Annotated in this window: 17 protein-coding genes and 1 pseudogene; 13 read left to right on the top strand and 5 right to left on the bottom strand. The window is 67.9% G+C overall.

Annotated elements, in window-relative coordinates:
* Positions 1-182: pseudogene (locus ACWDU4_RS20795) on the bottom strand (pyridoxal 5'-phosphate synthase lyase subunit PdxS); the annotation flags it as partial.
* 94 nt (positions 183-276) lie between these two features.
* Positions 277-897: a TetR/AcrR family transcriptional regulator gene (locus tag ACWDU4_RS20790; RefSeq protein WP_450115810.1), complete on the bottom strand. Its 621-nt coding sequence runs from the start codon at positions 895-897 to the stop codon at positions 277-279.
* Positions 898-1,265: 368 nt separating this feature from the next.
* Between ACWDU4_RS20790 and ACWDU4_RS20785 the strand changes: the two genes are divergently transcribed.
* From ACWDU4_RS20785 to ACWDU4_RS20735, 11 genes are all read left to right on the top strand, one after another.
* Positions 1,266-2,489 (top strand): DegT/DnrJ/EryC1/StrS family aminotransferase, encoded by a 1,224-nt coding sequence (locus ACWDU4_RS20785; protein ID WP_450115809.1) that lies wholly within the window; start codon positions 1,266-1,268, stop codon positions 2,487-2,489.
* 236 nt (positions 2,490-2,725) lie between these two features.
* The gene (locus ACWDU4_RS20780) at positions 2,726-3,961 is read left to right on the top strand and encodes an amidohydrolase family protein (protein ID WP_450115808.1); all 1,236 of its coding nucleotides are present in this window, start codon (positions 2,726-2,728) and stop codon (positions 3,959-3,961) included.
* Positions 3,958-4,818, top strand: coding sequence for an SDR family NAD(P)-dependent oxidoreductase (locus ACWDU4_RS20775; RefSeq protein WP_450115807.1), 861 nt, complete (start codon positions 3,958-3,960; stop codon positions 4,816-4,818). Before ACWDU4_RS20780 ends, ACWDU4_RS20775 begins: the two co-directional genes overlap by 4 nt.
* The gene (locus ACWDU4_RS20770) at positions 4,815-5,678 is read left to right on the top strand and encodes an amidohydrolase family protein (RefSeq protein WP_450115806.1); all 864 of its coding nucleotides are present in this window, start codon (positions 4,815-4,817) and stop codon (positions 5,676-5,678) included. The genes ACWDU4_RS20775 and ACWDU4_RS20770 overlap by 4 nt, the downstream gene beginning before the upstream one ends.
* Before the next feature lie 7 nt (positions 5,679-5,685).
* Positions 5,686-7,887, top strand: coding sequence for an acyl-CoA dehydrogenase (locus ACWDU4_RS20765; protein ID WP_450115805.1), 2,202 nt, complete (start codon positions 5,686-5,688; stop codon positions 7,885-7,887).
* A complete protein-coding gene (locus ACWDU4_RS20760) occupies positions 7,884-8,780 on the top strand; it encodes an SDR family NAD(P)-dependent oxidoreductase (RefSeq protein WP_450115804.1) in 897 nt (298 codons plus the stop codon). Before ACWDU4_RS20765 ends, ACWDU4_RS20760 begins: the two co-directional genes overlap by 4 nt.
* Entirely contained in the window at positions 8,777-9,397 is a 621-nt protein-coding gene (locus ACWDU4_RS20755) for a TetR family transcriptional regulator (protein WP_450115803.1), read from the top strand. The genes ACWDU4_RS20760 and ACWDU4_RS20755 overlap by 4 nt, the downstream gene beginning before the upstream one ends.
* Positions 9,398-9,559: 162 nt before the next feature.
* Complete coding sequence (locus ACWDU4_RS20750) at positions 9,560-9,739, top strand: alpha-hydroxy-acid oxidizing protein (RefSeq protein WP_450115816.1); 180 nt, start codon at positions 9,560-9,562, stop codon at positions 9,737-9,739.
* Between the two features lie 82 nt (positions 9,740-9,821).
* On the top strand, positions 9,822-10,970 hold the full coding sequence (locus ACWDU4_RS20745; RefSeq protein WP_450115802.1) for a steroid 3-ketoacyl-CoA thiolase: 1,149 nt from the start codon (positions 9,822-9,824) through the stop codon (positions 10,968-10,970).
* Positions 10,971-11,001: 31 nt separating this feature from the next.
* Positions 11,002-12,645: a class I adenylate-forming enzyme family protein gene (locus ACWDU4_RS20740; RefSeq protein ID WP_450115801.1), complete on the top strand. Its 1,644-nt coding sequence runs from the start codon at positions 11,002-11,004 to the stop codon at positions 12,643-12,645.
* A gap of 180 nt (positions 12,646-12,825) precedes the next feature.
* The gene (locus tag ACWDU4_RS20735; protein WP_450115800.1) at positions 12,826-13,452 is read left to right on the top strand and encodes a malonic semialdehyde reductase; all 627 of its coding nucleotides are present in this window, start codon (positions 12,826-12,828) and stop codon (positions 13,450-13,452) included.
* Positions 13,453-13,524: 72 nt separating this feature from the next.
* On the opposite strand, the gene ACWDU4_RS20730 is transcribed toward ACWDU4_RS20735, so the two are convergent.
* The 3 genes from ACWDU4_RS20730 to ACWDU4_RS20720 are packed head-to-tail and all read right to left on the bottom strand — an operon-like array spanning position 13,525 to position 15,743.
* Positions 13,525-14,547 carry a pirin family protein gene (locus ACWDU4_RS20730; protein ID WP_450115799.1) on the bottom strand — a complete coding sequence of 341 codons (1,023 nt, stop codon included), beginning with the start codon at positions 14,545-14,547 and terminating at the stop codon, positions 13,525-13,527.
* Positions 14,548-14,554: 7 nt separating this feature from the next.
* Complete coding sequence (locus ACWDU4_RS20725; protein ID WP_450115815.1) at positions 14,555-15,016, bottom strand: GNAT family N-acetyltransferase; 462 nt, start codon at positions 15,014-15,016, stop codon at positions 14,555-14,557.
* Between the two features lie 28 nt (positions 15,017-15,044).
* The gene (locus ACWDU4_RS20720) at positions 15,045-15,743 is read right to left on the bottom strand and encodes a FadR/GntR family transcriptional regulator (protein ID WP_450115798.1); all 699 of its coding nucleotides are present in this window, start codon (positions 15,741-15,743) and stop codon (positions 15,045-15,047) included.
* Positions 15,744-15,866: 123 nt separating this feature from the next.
* On the opposite strand from ACWDU4_RS20720, the gene ACWDU4_RS20715 reads away from it, so the two are divergent.
* Complete coding sequence (locus tag ACWDU4_RS20715) at positions 15,867-17,153, top strand: CynX/NimT family MFS transporter (protein WP_450115814.1); 1,287 nt, start codon at positions 15,867-15,869, stop codon at positions 17,151-17,153.
* A 172-nt stretch (positions 17,154-17,325) separates the two neighbouring features.
* Positions 17,326-18,759, top strand: a complete 1,434-nt coding sequence (locus ACWDU4_RS20710; RefSeq protein WP_450115813.1) for an MFS transporter — start codon at positions 17,326-17,328, stop codon at positions 18,757-18,759.
* The last annotated feature ends 2 nt before the right edge of the window (positions 18,760-18,761 follow it).

The raw sequence follows: 18,761 nt of genomic DNA, 5'->3' as shown, positions 1-18,761 counted from the left end.
GCGGAGATGATGCCGTCGATCATGTCCGGATCGGACATGCGCGAGACGCCGCCCTGGGCGCGGATGTCGGCCGGGACCCGCTCGAGGGCCATGACAGCGACGGCACCGGCGTCCTCGGCGATCTTCGCCTGCTCGGGGGTGACGACGTCCATGATCACGCCGCCCTTGAGCATCTCGGCCATGCCCCGCTTGACGCGGGCCGTTCCAGTCGTCGGGGCGGTATCGGGGGTGCTCACGGCAGATTTCTTCCTTCGCGGTACAGGGTGGGGGTGGTGGCTAGGGTGCTGGTCGCAGGGCCATGCCGTCCAGGAACACCGAAATGCAGTCCTCGGAGAGTTCGTCGAGGGTGTACGGGTCGTCGGGCTTGCGCCAGTACACGCTGAACCACACGGAGTCCCGCAGGAATCGGTGAAAAACTTTGGAAGGGACGTCTTTTCGAAGGACTCCGGCGTCCTTGCCTGCCTCGATCGCGTCGAGCCAGATGCCCTGGATCGAGTCGGCGAGTTGTCGGGCCTCGGCGTAGTCCCGGAGGTTACGCAGGTTCGCGAATTCCGCGTGGTAGACCTTGGTGGCGTCGGGCCGCGCGGCGCCGGTGGCGAGCGAGACGTCGACAATGGCCTTCAGGCGGGCACGTGGATCGAGGCCGTCGAGGTTCATTGCCCGATAGTCGGCGAGCAGATCCGACAGGTATCCGGTGACCAGCTCGTTGACGATGGCGTTCTTCGATCGGAAGTAGTGGTACAGCGCACCGGCGTTGAGTCCGACCGCGTCACCGATCTCGCGCATCGACGTACCCGCGATGCCGTTCGTCGCGAACGCGGCGGATGCGGCGCCGAGGATCTCGGACCTGCGGTCCTGAGTTCCGGACGCGCCGACACCTTCCGATTGAACAATCATTCAAACACCATAGTGGGCGGGTTTTCTCGGGTCAAACGAGTGGTCACGGACTCGAGATGCGGCGTTCAATGATGATGCACTGCAACATGGTTCATGTGAACGTGCGACCGGAGCGGGGTCGTGTCGCGGTCCTTGACGTCCCGATCGCTCCGATCTATATTGCGTTTGAATGAACGTTCAATACGTCATTCAGTCACGAGGGTGGGCGGCCTGAAACGGCGCGTCCACAACCACCGGCCCATTCGGGCACACACGTTCCTGGAGTGCGACCGGGCTGCCTTCCTCATCGACTCGATGCGGGGTCCGACGCGACCGCAGCGCGGATCGGCACTGCAGCCTCCCTCCCGAACCTTTGATGAGGAGATCTCATGACCAGAGTTGTCTACGCCCGCAGTGTCCACGACGACGCCGAGATCGACGCGTGCATGGAGGTGCTGCGCGGCGGCCCGTTCGCATTGAAGATCGGCAAGAACGTCGCCGAGATGGAGCGCCGGGTCGCCGACATCTACGGCAAGAAGCTGGGTCTGATGTGCAACTCGGGGTCGTCGGCGCTGTACCTGGCGCTCGAACTGCTCGATCTGCCCAAGGGGTCCGAGGTCATCACCTCGCCGCTGACCTTCTCCACCGACGTCTCGCCGATCGTCCGTGGTGGCTGGATCCCCGTGTTCGTCGACGTCGAGCCGGACACGTACAACGTCGATGCGTCCAAGATCGAGGCGCTGATCACCGACAGGACCAGGGCGATCCTGGTTCCGAACCTGGCCGGTAACGCACCCGACTGGGACGCCATCCGCGAGATCGCAGACCGTCACGACCTCAAGGTCATCGAGGACTCGTGCGACTGCATCGGAACGACCCTGCGCGGCACCAAGACTGGATCGCGGTCGGACATCACCGTCACCAGCTTCGCGATGTCGCACATCATCACGTGCGCCGGCAATGGCGGCATGGTCTGCCTCGACGACGAGAAGCTCCGCGACAAGGGTCTGATGCTCCGGCGGTGGGGTCGTCGATCCGAGCCGCACCTGTTCGGCTCCGAGCAGGCGCGGACCGGGCGGGTGTTCCGCGAGAGTCTCGACGGCGTCGCGTACGACAACGACTTCATCTTCGACGTCTTGCCCTGGAATTTCGAGCCGTCCGAGTTGGGTGCCGCGTTCGGGCTGGTCCAGCTGAGCAAGCTCGGCGTCAACTACAAGCGTCGCCACGAGATCTTCGATGCGTTCACCGCGGCCTTCGGCGCCTACCCGTCACTGTTCCGTCTCCCGAGGCCGCTCGAGGGGTTCTACACCGCGTGGTTGTGCTACCCCGTCACGATCCGAGAGGACGCCGGATTCGAGCGGTCGGATCTGCAGGAGTCGCTCGAAGGTGCCGGAATCGACACCCGAACGGTATGGAGCGGCAACGTTACTCGCCACCCGATGATGCGCAATGTCGAGTACCGCACACCCGAGGACGGCCTGCCGTTCGCGGACGAGGTGTTCGAGCGCGGCATGTCCCTCGGGATGAGTCACGGCATGAGCGACGAGGAGCTCGATCACGTGGTTGCCAGCATTCACGCCTTTGCATCCAAGTTCGTCGCGTCGCTGTCGTAGCGCGCACGCAAGCGGCGTTGCCGCCGGCACCGAGTCCGCTCGTGCCCGAGCCCCCGGCCTCCGGTCGGGGGCTCGTTGCGTTCTCGCCGGTTCGGCGCTCCTCGCGGAAGAGAGATGGAACGACGTTCTACTATGGAATGGGACTCGCACTTGACATGTGGCGCTATCTGGCTAATGTCAACGACAGTTGTGTAGAACACGATTTCATATTGAGTCGCCGATCAGGAGCGCCCACAGTGACGAACGAAACGCCCTACATCCTCATCTCCGCGGACAGCCATGCCGGCGCCGATCACGCGACCTACCGCAGCTACCTCGAGTCCACGTGGCACGAGGAGTTCGACGCGTGGCGCGGAAAGTACAAGAACCCCTACCGAGACCTGGTCGACGACGGCCGAACCCGCAACTGGGACAACGAACGTCGGCAGCGGGAGACGCAGCAGGACGGCACGGTCGGTGAGGTGCTCTTCCCCAATACCGTGCCGCCGTTCTTCCCCAGCGCCGCGGTACTGGCCGGCCCGCCGCGCGCCGAGGACTTCGAGAAGCGCCTCGCCGGCATCCGCGCACACAACCGCTGGCTCGTCGACTTCTGCAACGACGCTCCCGCACAGCGCGCCGGTGTCGCACAGGTGTTCCTCAACGACGTCGACGAGGCGATCAGGGACGTCGAGTGGATCAAGGAGAACGGCCTGCGCGGTGGCATCCTGCTGCCCAATCTCGCGCCCGACATCAAGTGGGTCAAGCCACTGTACGACTCCGAGTACGACCGACTCTGGGAGGTCTGCGAGGACCTCGGCGTCCCGGTGAACAGTCATGCAGGCACGGGTCTGCCGGACTACGGCCGCTACAAGACCTCCTCGCTGCTCTACATCAACGAGGTTGGCTTCTACTCGATGCGTCCGCTCGTGCAGATGATCCTGTCCGGCGTGTTCGAGCGATTCCCGAAGCTCAAGTTCGCGGTGTCCGAGCAGGGCTGCGCGTGGGCGCCTGACCTGATGCGTCAGCTCGACACCGTCGACCTGCGGGTCAAGCGGACCGGACGGATCGGTGAGCTGTTCTACAGCGAGGACGAGCAGTTGCCGCTGCGTCCGAGCGAGTACTTCCGGCGCAACGTGTGGGTCGGTGCCACGATGCCCTCGGCCCAGGACATGGCCTCGCGCGACACCCTCGGCGAGGGCAAGTTCATGTGGGGCAGCGACTACCCGCACAACGAGGGCACCTACCCGTTCACGCGCGAGTGCATCCGCCAGGTCATGCACGACGTGGACGAGGCGGAGCTGCGGAAGCTGTTCGCGGCGAACGCCGCCGAGCTCTACGACTTCGACCTGGATGCGCTGGCCCCGCTGGCAGCGAAGTACGGACCCACGCCGTCCGAGGTCGCGCAGCCGCTCACCGAGCTGCCCGACGATCCGAACGACGTCCTGTTGCGCGAGTCCTTCGCCGAGCAGCTCGAGGCGGAGCTGAGCGCGTGACGGGCAGGCTGCACGGACGTCGTGCGATCGTCACCGGCGCCAGCCGGGGGATCGGTGCCGGTATCGCGCAGCGGCTTGCCGCGGAAGGCGCTTCCGTCGCGATCGTCGCGCGCACGGTCGACGAGCCCGGTCGCGGCTTCGACGGCACCCTGGCCCGGACGGCCGAGGTGATCCGCTCGGCCGGTGGCACGACGGTGATCGTGCCCGCGGCGCTCGAGGACGCCGACGCACGTGCGGGGATCGTCCCGGAGGCGCAGGAGGCGCTCGGCGGGCCGATCGACATCCTCGTCAACAACGCAGCGGCTGCGATCTTCCAGCCGCTGCGCGACTACCCGTCCACGCGCGCGCACCTGACGTTCGAGGTGAACGTGCATGCGCCGCTGGACCTGGCGCAGCGGGTGATCCCCGGCATGCGGGAGCGTGGCGAGGGCTGGATCGTCAACATCACCAGTGGCACGGCACGGATCAGGCCGGTGGAGGCGCTGCCTCCGGGCGAGACCGACCTGGACGCCGCCATCCACGGCACGACCCTCTACGGCATGAGCAAGGTCGCGCTGGACCGGATGACCGCGGGCCTGGCCGCGGAACTCGTCGGCACCGGGATCCGGGTGAACGCGGTGCGTCCGCGCTCGGCTGTCGCGACGGCGGGTGCGTTGTCGGTCGCGTCGAACATGGTCGGGTCCCGGTGGTTCGTGCCGGAATCGCTCGAGGAGATGGTGGAGGCGGTGACGTGGTTGTGCGACGCCGCACCGCACCACACCGGCCACGTCGAGGCGAGCCTCGACATTCTCGAACGTGAGAAGGTCACGGTGCACGGCCTCGACGGCAGGCTGATCGTGAAGGAGCAGAACGCATGACGCCCTACGACGGCATTCCGATCGTCGACACACACATCGGCTTCCGGGAGGCCGGGTACGACGAGTACGCGTTCATCACGCGTCAGACGAAGGATCGGCAGAGCCGCGACGAGTTCCACATGCCCGCGCAGTACATGTTCAAGGGTGTGCCGGATCTCGCGACCGACGATCCGATCTCGGTGACGCTGCACGAGATGGACAAGCACGGCATCGAGATCGGCATGGTCAGCATGGCCAAGGAATCCGGTCAGCGGGCGGTTCGGGCGTTCCCGGACCGATTCGTGCCGCAGGGTTCCGCGGTGGACCCCAACGACATCATGGGAACCCTGAACCGGATGACTCGGGAGTACGAGGAGTTCGGCATCCGCTCGGTCAGCTCGTTTGCCGCGGGCACGTTCCCACAGGTGGCGCTCAACGCGCCGCAGATGTACCCGATCTACGCCAAGTGCGTCGAGCTGGACATCCCGATCTTCGCGTGCGCCGGGATCGCGGGGCCGCGGGTGAAGTCCGCCGTGCAGCACGTCGAACTCATCGACGACGTGATGTTCGACTTCCCGGATCTGGTGTTCGTCACCCGGCACGGCTGCGAACCGTGGGAGGACCTGGCGATCAAGCTGATGCTCAAGTGGCCCAACCTGTACTACTCGACGTCGGCGTTCGCGCCCAAGCACTACCCGAAGGCGATCGTCGACTACGCGAACACGCGTGGTGCCGACAAGATCATCTATGCGGGCTACTTCCCGGCCGGGTTGACGCTCGACCGGATCTTCACCGACATGCCGCACGTGCCGTTCAAGGACGAGGTGTGGCCCAAGTTCCTGCACGAGAACGCCCGCAAGGTGCTCAAACTGAAAGGTTGATTCGGACATGCCGATCGGTATCGGAGCAGATCACGAGGCACTCGCCGACACGCTCACCCGATTCGCTGCGCGGGAGACACCCGTGGAGCGGACCCGGACCCGGTTCACGGAACTCGGTCGAGGTGAGCTGCCGGACCACTGGAGACAACTTGTGGACATGGGGATTCCGTCGCTGTACATCCCCGAGGTGTTCGACGGTGCCGGCGCGGGATTGCTGGAATTGGCGGTCGCGCTGGAACAGTCGGGACACGGGTTGGTGCCGGGTCCGCTGCTCGCGACGGTGACGGCGAGTGCGGCGGTCGTGACGCACGGCACGGATGCCGCGCACAAGATGCTGTTGCCGCGCTTCGCGGCGGGTGCGACCGGTGCGTGCGCGCTCGGACCCGGGTCGGTCACGCTCGAAGGCGACGGCGACGAGGTCGTCGCGTCGGGCACCACGGTTCCCGTCCTCGGTGCCGTCGGTGCGGACATCCTCGTGCTCGCGGGCCACTGCGACGAGAAGCCGGTGTGGTTCGTCGTTCCCTCCGGTGCGGGCGGCGTCAGTCGCGTCGCAGAGGAAGGGGTCGACCTGACCCGGGACATCGGACGGATTCACCTGTCGGAAACGAGAATTCCGGCGGACCACATCCTCGGGGCGTTGCCCGGGGAAGTGGGCGCGCTCGCGACCGTTCTCCAGTGCGCCGAGGCGGTCGGCATCGCCCGCTGGGCGCAGGAGACGAGCCTCGCCTACACCAAGATCCGGGAGCAGTTCGGGAAGCCGATCGGCTCCTTCCAGGCGATCAAGCACAAGTGCGCGCAGCTGTTCATCCGTGTCGAGATGATGACCAGCGCGGTGTGGGATGCCGCGACGGCGGCGGACAGTGGGGACCGAGAACAGGCGGCTCTGACCGCGGCCCGCGCGGCGACCGTGTGCCGGCGTGAGGCCGTGGATGTGGTCCTGGACTGCGTGACGCTGCTCGGTGGCATCGGCAACACCTGGGAGCACGACATCCACCTGTACTGGCGGCGGGCGGTGAGTCTGCTCGCGCTGGGCGGATCCCAGGACGAGTGGGCCAGGAGCGCAGGCGAGTTGGCACTGACCGTCGAACGGCACGCGGCACCCGGGGTCGAGGATCGCCCCGAGTTCCGGGCGCGTGTCGCCGCGACCGTCGCGGAGGCCGCTCGGCTCGACCCGCAGGCGGCACGCGTGCTGCTCGCCGATCGGGGACTGGTGTCGCCGCACTATCCCGAACCGTACGGCGTGGGTGCGGACACTGCCGGTCAGCTCATCATCGCCGAGGAGTTCGATCGCGTCGGGATGCCGCAACCCACGACGGTCATCGGAGAGTGGGCGTTGCCGTCGATCCTCCAGTACGGCACGCAGGAGCAGATGGAACGTCTGGTCGCCCCGACCCTGCGCGGCGAGATCGTCTGGTGCCAGTTGTTCTCCGAACCCGGCGCGGGCTCGGACCTCGCGGCGCTGACGACCTTCGCCAGCAGGGTCGACGGCGGCTGGCGGATCGACGGCAGCAAGGTGTGGACTTCCAAGGCCCACGAGGCGCACTGGGGAATCTGTCTGGCCCGCACCGACCGCGAGGCGCCCAAGCATCGCGGCATCAGCTTCTTCCTCGTCGACATGACCGCACCGGGCGTCGAGGTCCGGCCCCTGCGGGAGGCCAACGGCGACCGGATGTTCAACGAGGTCGTCCTCGGAGGGGTGTTCGTGCCGGACGCCGATCTGGTGGGCGCGCCGGGGGAGGGCTGGAAGGTGGCCCGGACGACACTCGCGAACGAGCGGGTCGCGATGGGGACGACGCCCGTCGCGGGACGGCATCGCTTCGATCCGATCGAGGTCGTGCGTGGTCTCGACCCGGCCGACCGGCACAACGCGCTGCCTGCGCTCGGCCGGATCACCGCCGCCACAGGTGCACTGGACGCGCTCGCCCATCGCAGCGTTCTCAAGCGCCTGTCCGGACTGAACCCGGGAGTCGAGGCGAGCGCGCTCAAGGCCGCGTCGGCGCGCCACATCACCGACGCGACCGCACAGGTGCTCGAGTGGTTCGGGCCGGAAGCGGCCGTGGGCAGCCTGGGCGCGGACGTGTCAGGGGGCGGCCGTGCGGCCAAGGCCTATTTGTCGACGCCGTCGCTGCTCATCGGCGGCGGCACGCTCGAGATCCAGCTGAACGTCATCTCCGAGCAGATCCTCGGGCTGCCACGGGAACCGCGATGACGGGTGGTCTCCTCGACGGCCGCACCGCGGTCGTCACGGGGGCCGGCGAGGGACTCGGCAGGGCCGAGGCCCTCGCACTCGCGGCGGCGGGCGCGAACCTCGTGATCAATGCGCGCAGTGAACGGATCGACGAGGTCGCCGCGGAGATCCGCGGCGGCGGTGGGAGCGTGGTCACGTGCGTCGGTGACGTGGGCAAGCAGTCCACCGCGGATCGGCTGATCGCCCTCGCGGTCGAGCGGTTCGGGGGACTCGACATCCTCGTGAACAATGCGGGCATCATCCGGGATCGCATGGTGTTCAACATGTCTGCGGACGAATGGGATGCGGTGCTGCGGGTCAATCTCCGCGGTACGTTCCTCACGACTCGGGCCGCGACCGACCATTGGCGGCGACGCGCGAAGCAGACCGGAGCGCCGGTGTACGCGCGCATCGTCAACACGTCGTCGGAGGCATATGCCTCCGGCCCGCCGGGTGCGGCCAACTATGCGGCGTCGAAAGCCGGGGTCGTCGCCTTGACGACGTCGACGGCGCGGGGCTGCGGTGCATTCGGTGTGCGCGCCAACGCAATCTGCCCGCGTGCCCGGACCGCGATGACAAGCGAGGTGTTCGGCCCGGGTCCGGACGCGGGGGAGGATCCGCTGTCGGCCGATCACGTGACGCCGCTCGTGGTCTACCTCGCGTCGCCCGCGGCCGATCCGATCACCGGTCGCGTCCTGGTGGCGTACGGCGACCGGATCGACGTCATGGCGGCGCCCACCGTGGAGGCGCGCCTGCGGTCGGCGTCGCGGTGGACGCAGGACGAGTTGCACGACGTGCTGGGCGGGCATCTCATCGCGTCAGCCGACAACGGGCCAGGTGGTGGCGGTTTGACGACCGCTAAGCTGGACGCGTGACCGAATCCGTTGCCGCGCCACTGAGCCCCGACGACATGACCGATGCCCAGCGGGAACGTCGAGGCCACCTGCTCGACACCGTGATCGGGATGCTCGGCGAGACGAGCCCGGACCGCATCCAGATGCGCGAGGTGTCGGAGCGGTCGGGTGTCGCGCTCGGCACGCTGTACCGGTACTTCCCGGCCAAGCAGCACCTGCTGGCCGCATCGATGGCGGCGTGGAACGACATTCTCGCGGAGCGGCTCGCCGATGAGCGGGCCACCGGCACACGCGGGCGGGCGCACGGTTCGGTCCTGGAACGGGTCGTCGACCTGTACACGCGGCAGATGAAGGCCTTTCAGCGCGGCCCGAACTTCGCGCGTCTCGAGGTGGAACTGCAGACCTCGGACGACCCGTACGTGCGTGACATTCTCGACGAGCGATCCGCTCTCAACAGGACGGCACTCTTCGACCTGATGGACGGTGTACCCGCCGAACGTGCGAGGCTCGCGTCGTTGTCGATCGGTAGCACCATGCTGAACTCGCTGATGCTGTGGACGACGGGTCGGATCGGGTTCCCCGAGGCACTCCGCAACGTCCAGGATGTGGCGCGGCTGATCCTCGGGGACTACGCGTGAGCGCCTGGGAGATTCCGGGGTGGAAACCCGGATTCCTCACGAGCGGGCGGCATCGTGTTGCCGCGAGCGCCAGCGGCTCTCGGATGTGACCCAGCCGTTGAAGAGAAGGTCGACGAAGTCGTCGGCAAGCTTGACGCCGTCGACAGGCCGGTGTTGTCCGGGATGGCGGTTGCCGGTGACCGCGGCGTCGACCACGTCCTGACGATCCTGCGGTCGGAGATCGAGCGCGGCATGACCCTGCTCGGTGTGCGCGACATCCGGGATCTCAACCGATCGCACGTGCGTGCGGCCACCGGTGGAAACAAGAACAAAATTCTGATGGCTCCTTCTTCCATCCAGTGAGACCGGAAGGTGATTCGTGCAATATTCCTGTGTATCAAGAATCACGTTCTAGTTGTGCTCGCGACGCTCGAGGAGGACTGCAATGGGCAAACCGGTGATCGTGGATGCGGCTAGGTCGCCGATCGGCCGACGCGGCGGTTGGCTGTCCGGCCTGCACGCAGCCGAACTGCTCGGTGCCGTCCAGTCGGGTCTGCTCGAGCGGTTGAACCTCGACCCGGCGGTCGTCGAGCAGGTGATCGGCGGCTGCGTCACCCAGGCGGGGGAGCAGGCGTCGAACGTCAGTCGCAACGCATGGCTGCACGCGGGCCTGCCGGAGCGGACGGGCGTGACGACCATCGACGCCCAGTGCGGCTCCGGACAGCAGTCCGTGCACCTGATCGCCGCCCAGATCGCCGCCGGCGTCATCGATGTGGGAATGGCATGCGGTGTCGAGGCGATGTCCCGGGTGCCTCTGCTGTCCAACATCAGCGGCGATTTCGGCAGCCCCAAGCCCGCGGGCTGGACCGTGGACATCCCGGCCCAGTTCGAGGGCGCCGATCGGATCGCGCGCCGCAGGGGATTCACGCGCGAGGACCTCGACGCGTTCGGGCTCAGGTCCCAGCAGCGCGCGGCAACAGCGTGGGACGACGGCCGGTTCGATCGCCAGATCATTCCGGTGAAAGCGCCAGGGGCGGACGGGGCGGCGCCCACCGTGGTGTCCCGCGACCAGGGCCTGCGGGAGACGTCGATGGAGGCGCTCGCGCGCCTGAAGCCCGTCCTCGACGGGGGCCTGCACACCGCGGGTACCTCCTCCCAGATCTCCGACGGCGCCGCCGCCGCGGTGCTCATGGACGAGGCACGTGCGCGCGAACTCTGTCTGCGACCGCGGGCCAGAATTGTCGCGCAGTGCCTCATCGGCGCCGAGACGCACTTCCTCCTCGACGGCCCGGTCCAGGCGACCGAGTACCTGCTCGAGCGAACCGGCCTGTCCGTCGGGGACATCGACCTCTTCGAGGTCAACGAGGCGTTCGCGGCCGTCCCGATGTCGATGGCCCGCGTACACGGCGTGGACGAGGACCGGCTGAACGTGGGCGGTGGCGCCATCGCACTCGGCCACCCGGTCGGGTCGTCGGGTGTGCGGCTGATCGCGGCGGTGGTCGACGAACTCGAGCGTCGCGACGCCGAACGTGCCCTCGTCGCGGTCTGTGCGGGTGGTGCCATGGCGACCGGCGCGATCATCGAGCGCGTGTGACCGGATCGACCCTCTTCCGAAAGGTGTAGAGATGTCCGACCTTCGTCGCGCGTCGGATGCGCGTACGGAAGCCATCGCGCGACTCACCGCGCCGGGTGCCGCCTTCGAGATCGTCGAGGAGCAGGTGCGTGGCGCCACGATGCCGGTGTTTCGCAACAGGTGCCGGTCCCTGCATCGATTGCTCGTCGATTCCGCCCGCTACGGTGATGCCGAGTACCTGGTGTGCGACGACCTCCGGCTGACCTTCGCCGAGCACCTCGACCGGGTCGCGTCGCTCGCTCACGAGTTGCGTTCCCGATACGCCCTCGCGAAGGGCGATCGCATTGCGATCCTGTCCGCCAACAATGCCGAATGGATCACGACTTTCTGGGCCGCGACCGCGCTCGGTGCCGTCACGGTGGGATTGAACTCCCTGTGGTCGGCCCGCGAGATCTCGTACGGGGTGCAGCTTTCCGAGCCGAGCCTTGTCGTCGCGGACGCTCCTCGCCGGAAGCTGCTCGGTGCGGTGAACATCCCGGTTCTGTCGGTCGAGGACGACATCCCGGCGCTGTCGGCGGCCTGTCCGGGCGCCGAGTTGCCTGCACTCGAGGTGAACGAGGACGATCCAGCGGTCATCCTCTTCACCAGCGGTACGACCGGTCGGCCCAAGGGCGCCACGCACTCGCAGCGGAACATGGTGGCCGCGGTGGACTTCCACCGGTTCAACGATTCGCTCGCCGCCGAACTGGGCCGAGTTCCGGCCAGCCGGCGATTTCTGCTCGCGACACCGCTCTTCCACATCGCCGCCCTGCACAACCTCGCCGTCCCCCGCCTCGCCTTCGGCGACACCGCGGTGATCACCACCGGTCGGTTCGACATCGACCGGGTCCTGCGACTGGTCGAGCGTGAGCGTCTCACCAACTGGGGCGCCGTCCCCACCATGGTGAGCCGGCTCGTCGAGCACGGGGATCTCTCCGCGTACGATCTCTCGTCGCTCCAGACGATCTCGATCAGTTCCGCGCCGTCTTCCGCCATGCTGAAGGACAGACTTCGGGAGATGCTGCCCGCGGCGGGACAATCCCTCGGAACGTCCTACGGCCTTACCGAGTCGTCCTCGGCGGCGACCCTGGCGACGGCCGCAGACCTGGTGGAGCGTCCGGGCACCGTCGGCACCGCCGTGCCCACGATGTGCGTCGAGGTTCGGGGCGAGCACGGTGGCCGAGTCCCGGACGGTGTCGAGGGCGAGATCCACGTGCGGGGTCCGCTCGTCATGCTCGGTTACTGGAACAACCCGGACGCGACCGCGGCGGCGATCGACGACACCGGCTGGATGCGCACCGGCGACCTGGGCATCATGGAGGACGAATACCTCCGGATCAGCAGTCGCCGTTCCGATCTGATTCTTCGTGGCGGTGAGAACGTCTACCCGGCCGAGGTCGAGGACGTGCTCGCGGAGCATCCGCGGGTGCGTGAGTGCATCGTTCTGGGTACCGAGCATCACGACTACGGCGAGGAGGTCTGTGCCGTGGTGGTCCGGTCGCCGGACGCGGAGGTGACGGAAGAGGACCTGATCGGGTACATGTCCGAGCGGATTGCGCGATACAAGATCCCCACCAGGTGGATCTTCCGGACCGACGAACTGCCGCGCAACGCCACCGGCAAGGTCAAGCGTGCGGACGTCCTGGCTGCGCTTTAGTGGTCCGACTGCGAAATCTGTTGTAGCAAAGCATATCCGGACGGTGCATACCGTGTGGGTGTGTGCCGGCTCGGTGCTGCCCGGTATTTCGGGAACCTTCCCGTGTTGCCGAAGCCCACGAGCTGCTACCTTTCGACTAGGTACTAGTTTTTTCCTAGAAGCATCGGAGTTGAAAGTCTCATGACCGATCTCATCGAAGGCGCCGCGGACCAGGTTGCCGATCGCCTCGACGACGCGGGCCGTGCGCTGCTGTTCACGCAGGCCCGCACCGCGAACACCTTCTCCTCGGCTCCCGTGACCGACGAGGAGCTCGCCGGGATCTGGGAGCTCGCCCGCTGGGCGCCGACTGCCGCGAACACCCAGCCCCTGCGTGTCGTGTACGTCCGCACCGAGGAGGGCAAGGCTCGCCTGCTGCCGCACATGGCGGAGGGCAACCGCGCCAAGACGGAGTCGGCGCCCGCGGTCGCCGTGCTCGCCGTGGACACCGAGTTCCACGAGCACATTCCGGCCCTGCTGCCGTTCCGGCCGGAGATGAAGGACTACTACGCCGCCGACGAGGCCGCACGCACCGGCGCGGGTCGTTTCAACTCCGCGATGCAGGCCGCGTACTTCATCCTCGCCGTCCGCGCCCAGGGTCTCGCGGCCGGACCGATGGCCGGATTCGACGCCTCCGGTGTCGACGCGGAGTTCTTCGCCGACGGCCGGTTCAAGTCGATTCTCGTGGTCAACATCGGCCACCCGGGCGTCGACCCCTGGTTCGACCGGTTGCCGCGGCTGGACCACGACGACGTGATCGCCTGGGCCTGACGCCCTCCCGCCCTGATGCAGCGGCCCCCACGCCGATCCGGTGTCGGGGCCGCTGCGCTGCGACGGCCGAGGTCAGGGGGTGTCGACGTGGCCACCCGGGTGCCGGGCGAAGCGGCCTGCGTCGGCGGGGTGGACCGGGTCGTCCGCCGGCCACGGCCAGCCGCCGAACCCGGTGCGGCGGTAGTCCTCGAACGCCTGCTGCAGTCCGGTGGCGTCGTTCATCACGAACGGACCGTGCTGGGCTACGGGTTCGCCGATCGGCCGGCCCTGCAGCAGCAGGATCTTGATGCCGCCGTCACCCGCGGTGAGGGTCACCGGTGCGGCGGCGTCAACGAGTGCCCCTGATCCGCTGTCCACGTGAGTGTCGCCGATCCGCACCGCGGAGCCCTCGTAGACGTACAGCACCCGGTGGGTCTCGGGTCCCGATGCGGCGGGGAGCTCGAAACGTGCGCCGGGCGCCAGGTCGAGATGCCAGATCGCCAGGTCGGAGTCGGTGTTCGACGCCCACGACTCGGGCGGAGGCGCGAGCGGGTCGACCTCGTCGAGGCTTCCGGCGATCACGGTCACCTCGGTGGCCCGACCGGCATCGTCGGTCCGCACCACGCGCGGGGTCTGCTCGCCCCAGAACATCGAGAAGTGCGGGTCGGCGGTCTTAGACGCGGCAGGCAGGTTCAGCCAGATCTGGAACAGTTCGAGGGGGTTGGGCCGGTCCCGCTTCAGGAGCGGGAACATCTCCGAGTGCGAGACGCCGCTGCCGGTGGTCAGCCACTGGGTGTCGCCGTCGCCGTAGCGTGCGGTGGCGCCGAGGGAGTCGGCGTGGTCGACGGTGCCCTGCCGCACGTATGTGACGGTCTCGAAGCCGCGATGCGGATGCTGGGGGAAGCCGGGGATGTGCCGCCCGTGGTACATGTTCCAGCCCGACGGGTGGCCGAAGTCCTGGCCGAGCGGACGTCCCGCGAGGGAGGCGTCCGGTGCGAGGTCGGCGGTGCCCTCCGGGTAGGCGTCGTGGTGGTACGCGACGAACAGGAAGGGGTCCACGGCCTGCCACGGACTGCCGAGGCGGAACTGCTGAAGCACGGGATCGCTGGTGTTCATGCAACCTTCAACTATCTGTGCGGTTGAGTTGATTCCCGCCCGCGCCGGGCGGGACGCGCCGCATCGGCACGTGGTCGATGCCGGCCTCGATGTGGCCCGGGCCGGTACGGACGAACCCGAAACGGCCGTACCAGGATTCGAGGTACGCCTGCGCGGAGATCTCGACCACGCCCCGGCAGGTGGCCAGCGCCGCCTCGATCAGCTCGCCCGCGAGACCGCGTCCGCGCGCGGTCGCGGCGGTCGCGACCCGGCCGAGGTGGGCGACGGGACCGTCGGTCAGAACCCGCAGGGTCGCGAGAATCTCGCCGTCCTCCTCCGTCCAGTACAGCGTGGTGCTCGGCTCGAGGTCGCGGCCGTCGAGTTCGGGCTCGGAGACGATGCCCTGCTCGTGGACGAACACCTCGACGCGCAACCTGATGATCCGGTACAACGTCGCCGGCGCGATGCGGGCGAGCGGTGCGTGGTGGATGGACGGCGCCGCCTCATCGTAGGAAGTGTCAGGCCGGTTCGGGGGGTCGGCGCAGCTCGATCAGATCGGTGAGGAAGCGGCTCGCCGCGGTCGCGGCGCGCTCGGGGTCGCCGTCGATCACGGACTGCACCAGTTCGCCGTGCTCGGACTCGAACGAGTTCGCCGCGTCGACGGGGTGCCCGGTGACGATCTGCTCGATCGTGGGGAGAAGGGAGTCGTAGAACTCGAGGTAGACCTCGTTGTGGCTGGCCGCGACGATCGCCCGGTGCAGTGCGACGTCGGCGGTGACCGCGGCCCGCCGGTCGTCCGGGGTCATCGGTTCGGTGCTGCGCCAGAGGAGGTTTCGCTTCTCCAGCAGCGCCTGGAGGTTCTCGACGTCGCCCTCGTCGCGGCGGCGGGCGGCGAGTGCGGCGGCGGTGACGTCGAGGGCCTGGCGCAGCTCGAGCACGTCCCTCTCGTGGGCCGACGCGAAGTACTTGCCGAGTGTGCAGCCGAGGTCGCTGGTCGCGATCACGTAGGTGCCGGATCCCTGTCGTCGCTCGAGCATGCCGGCGTGCGCGAGGGCCTGAACCGCCTCGCGAATGGTGTTGCGGCCGGTTCCGGTCAACTCGGCGAGCTCGGGTTCGGTGGGGATCCGGCTGCCGACGGGCCAGCGCCCGGATGTGATCTCGGCGCGGAGTTGCTCTGTGACCTGCGCGATCAGACTGGTACGGCGAACGGGTTGCACGGTGGCCTTTTCTCCGGGCGGGTGGGACGGCGCCGAGTTTAGTCGTTTGCCCGGATTCATCCAGTCATCCTATGATTTCTGGATTCCGCGTGAGTTCGACTACATGTGAGGTGAGTGGTGGCGGTGCAGGACACGAGACGGTCCGACTCGGAACCGTCGACGCAGGGGCTGTCGACGCGATCCCTGGTCGCCGGACGGCTCACCGTTCTCGTCGCGATCGTGCTCTCCGCCCTCACCCTGCGTATCGCGGTCACCTCGCTGACCCCGCTGCTCGACGAGATCGGGGCCGAGATCGGCTTCGACTCCACGGTCATCGGTGTCTTCGGCATGCTGCCGACCGCGATGTTCGCGGTGTTCGGCCTGCTCACCCCGCGCCTGACCGTGCGGTTCGGGCTCGAACGGGTCGCGTTGACGGCGATGGTGATGACCGCCGTCGGACTGGGAACCCGCGCGGTGATGTCCGGGACGGCCGGGTTGCTGGTGTTCTCCGCGCTCGCGCTCGGCGGCATGGGTATCGGCAATGTCGTGATCCCGCCGCTGGTCAAGCGGTACTTCTCCGACCGGCTCGGGGCGGTGAGCACCGTCTACATCGTGTGCGTGCAGATCGGCACCATGGTGCCGGCCGCGGTCGCGGTCCCGCTCGCCGACGCGTTCGACTGGCGGGTCTCGCTCGGCGTGTGGACCCTGCTTCCGGTCGCCGCCGCGCTGCCCTGGATCTCGGTGGTCGCCTCCCGCCGCGGCCGGGATGCCCGGGACGTCACCGCGGGGCCTTCCGCCGCGGACGAGGAGCCGCGGGGACAGGTGTGGCGTTCGCCGGTGGCGTGGGGCATGGCCGGGATGTTCGGCATGACGTCGCTGATCACCTACTCGATGTTCACCTGGATCCCGAAGATCCTCGCCGAGGCCGGCGCGAGTGCCGGATTCGGCGGATCCATGGTTGCCCTGTTCAGCGCGGTCGGGTTCATCGCCGCGGTCGGGGCCCCGTCGCTGTGCATTCGCATCGCCAACCCGTACCCGGTGGTGCTCGCCTGTGGGGTCGCCTACCTGATCGGGTTCGCCGGACTGCTGTGGGCGCCGATGACCGCGCCGCTGCTGTGGATCGTGGCCGTCGGCCTCGGTCCGAGCACGTTCCCGATGTCGTTGACGCTGATCAACCTGCGCACCCGCACCGGCGCCGGTTCCGCCGCCCTGTCCGGATTCACGCAGGGTCTCGGTTACACGGTGGCCTGCATCGGACCGCTGATGTTCGGTGTCCTGCACGACCTCACCGGCGGCTGGACGTGGCCGTTCGCCCTGCTCCTGGTCGCGGTCGGGGTGGTCATGGTCGCCGGGTACGTGGCGTGCAAGCCGCGGTTCCTCGAGGACAGCTGGGCCCCCGATGCGGGCCGAGGCGTGGATCACACCGCGTAACACGCCGTTCACCTGCGCAAATGTTCTCACACCGGGCCTGAACGTGGGGTGAGAGCAAGTTCATTGCGGGGTCACCGACGGCAGCACCGGGGCAACATCGCGCTCGTAGTTTCTGGGTCATCCAATCCAACGAGGAGGCCCGGTGACCACACGTTCGGACGACGCCACGGCAATGACCGTCGGCGTCGACGCGCCCGCGTCGACGCCCAAGCACCACATCGCGTACTGGGACGCGGAGGACGTCGAGGCATGGGAGGCCGGCGGCAAGGACGTCGCCAAGCGCAACCTGATCTGGTCGGTGGTCGCCGAACACGTCGGGTTCTCGGTCTGGTCGATCTGGTCGGTGATGGTGCTGTTCATGCCGACCGACGTCTACGGCATCGACGCGGCGGGCAAGTTCTTCCTCGTCGCGGTGCCGACACTGGTCGGGGCGGTCCTGCGCATCCCGTACACCGTCGCAACCGCGCGGTTCGGTGGCCGTAACTGGACGGTCTTCAGCGCGCTGGTGCTGATGGTGCCGCTGCTCGCGACGCTGTACCTGATGCTCAATCCCGGCTTCTCGTACACGACGTTCCTGCTGGTGGCCGCGCTCGCCGGCGTCGGCGGCGGCAACTTCGCCTCCTCGATGACCAACATCAACGCGTTCTACCCGCAGCGACTGAAGGGCTGGGCGCTCGGGCTCAACGCCGGCGGCGGCAACATCGGTGTGCCTGTGGTCCAGCTCATCGGCCTGCTGGTGATCGCGACGGTCGGCAACACCGAGGCGTGGATCGTCTGTGCGATCTACCTCGCCCTGTGCGGTGTCGCGGCGGTCGGTGCCGCACTGTTCATGGACAACCTGGGCAACCAGAAGGCCGACCTCCGGGCGATGGGGCAGACGCTGCGATTCGGTGACTCGTGGGTCATCGCCTTCCTCTACATCGGCACCTTCGGCTCGTTCATCGGATACAGCTTCGCGTTCGGCCAGGTCATGCAGATCAACTTCCTCGCGGGCGGCGACAGCCCGGCGCAGGCCGCACTGCACACCGCGCAGATCGCGTTCATCGGCCCGCTGCTCGGCTCGATCGCGCGCCCGTACGGCGGCAAGCTCGCCGACCGCATCGGCGGCGGCAAGATCACCCTGTACACGTTCGCCGCGATGACCCTGGCCGCCGGACTCCTGGTCACTGCGAGCACGCTCGACGATCGGACCGCCGGCGCCGCCGGCACCGGTGTCCTGGTGACCCTGGTGCTCGGCTTCATCGCCCTGTTCCTGCTCTCCGGCCTCGGCAACGGGTCCGTCTACAAGATCATTCCGTCGATCTTCGAGGCCAAGGCCCAGGGGCTCGACCACCTGGACGCCGAGCAGAAGGCGACCTGGTCGCGGAACATGTCCGGCGCGCTGATCGGCTTCGCCGGCGCCATCGGCGGTCTCGGCGGTGTGGGCATCAACCTGGTGCTCCGCGCGTCCTACAACAGCGACGCCAAGTCGGCGACCATGGCGTTCTGGGTGTTCCTCGCCTTCTACGTGGCCTGCATGGTCGTCACCTGGGCGGTGTTCATGCGGCGCCCGTCCGAGCGCACGCACGCCGCCGACGCCAAGTCCCCGGCACTGGTCACAGACTGAGG

The sequence above is a fragment of the Rhodococcus sp. NPDC003348 genome, assembly GCF_053589375.1.
The sequence above is the reverse complement of the archived record's forward strand: the minus strand, read 5'-3'. Positions and strand labels throughout refer to the sequence as shown.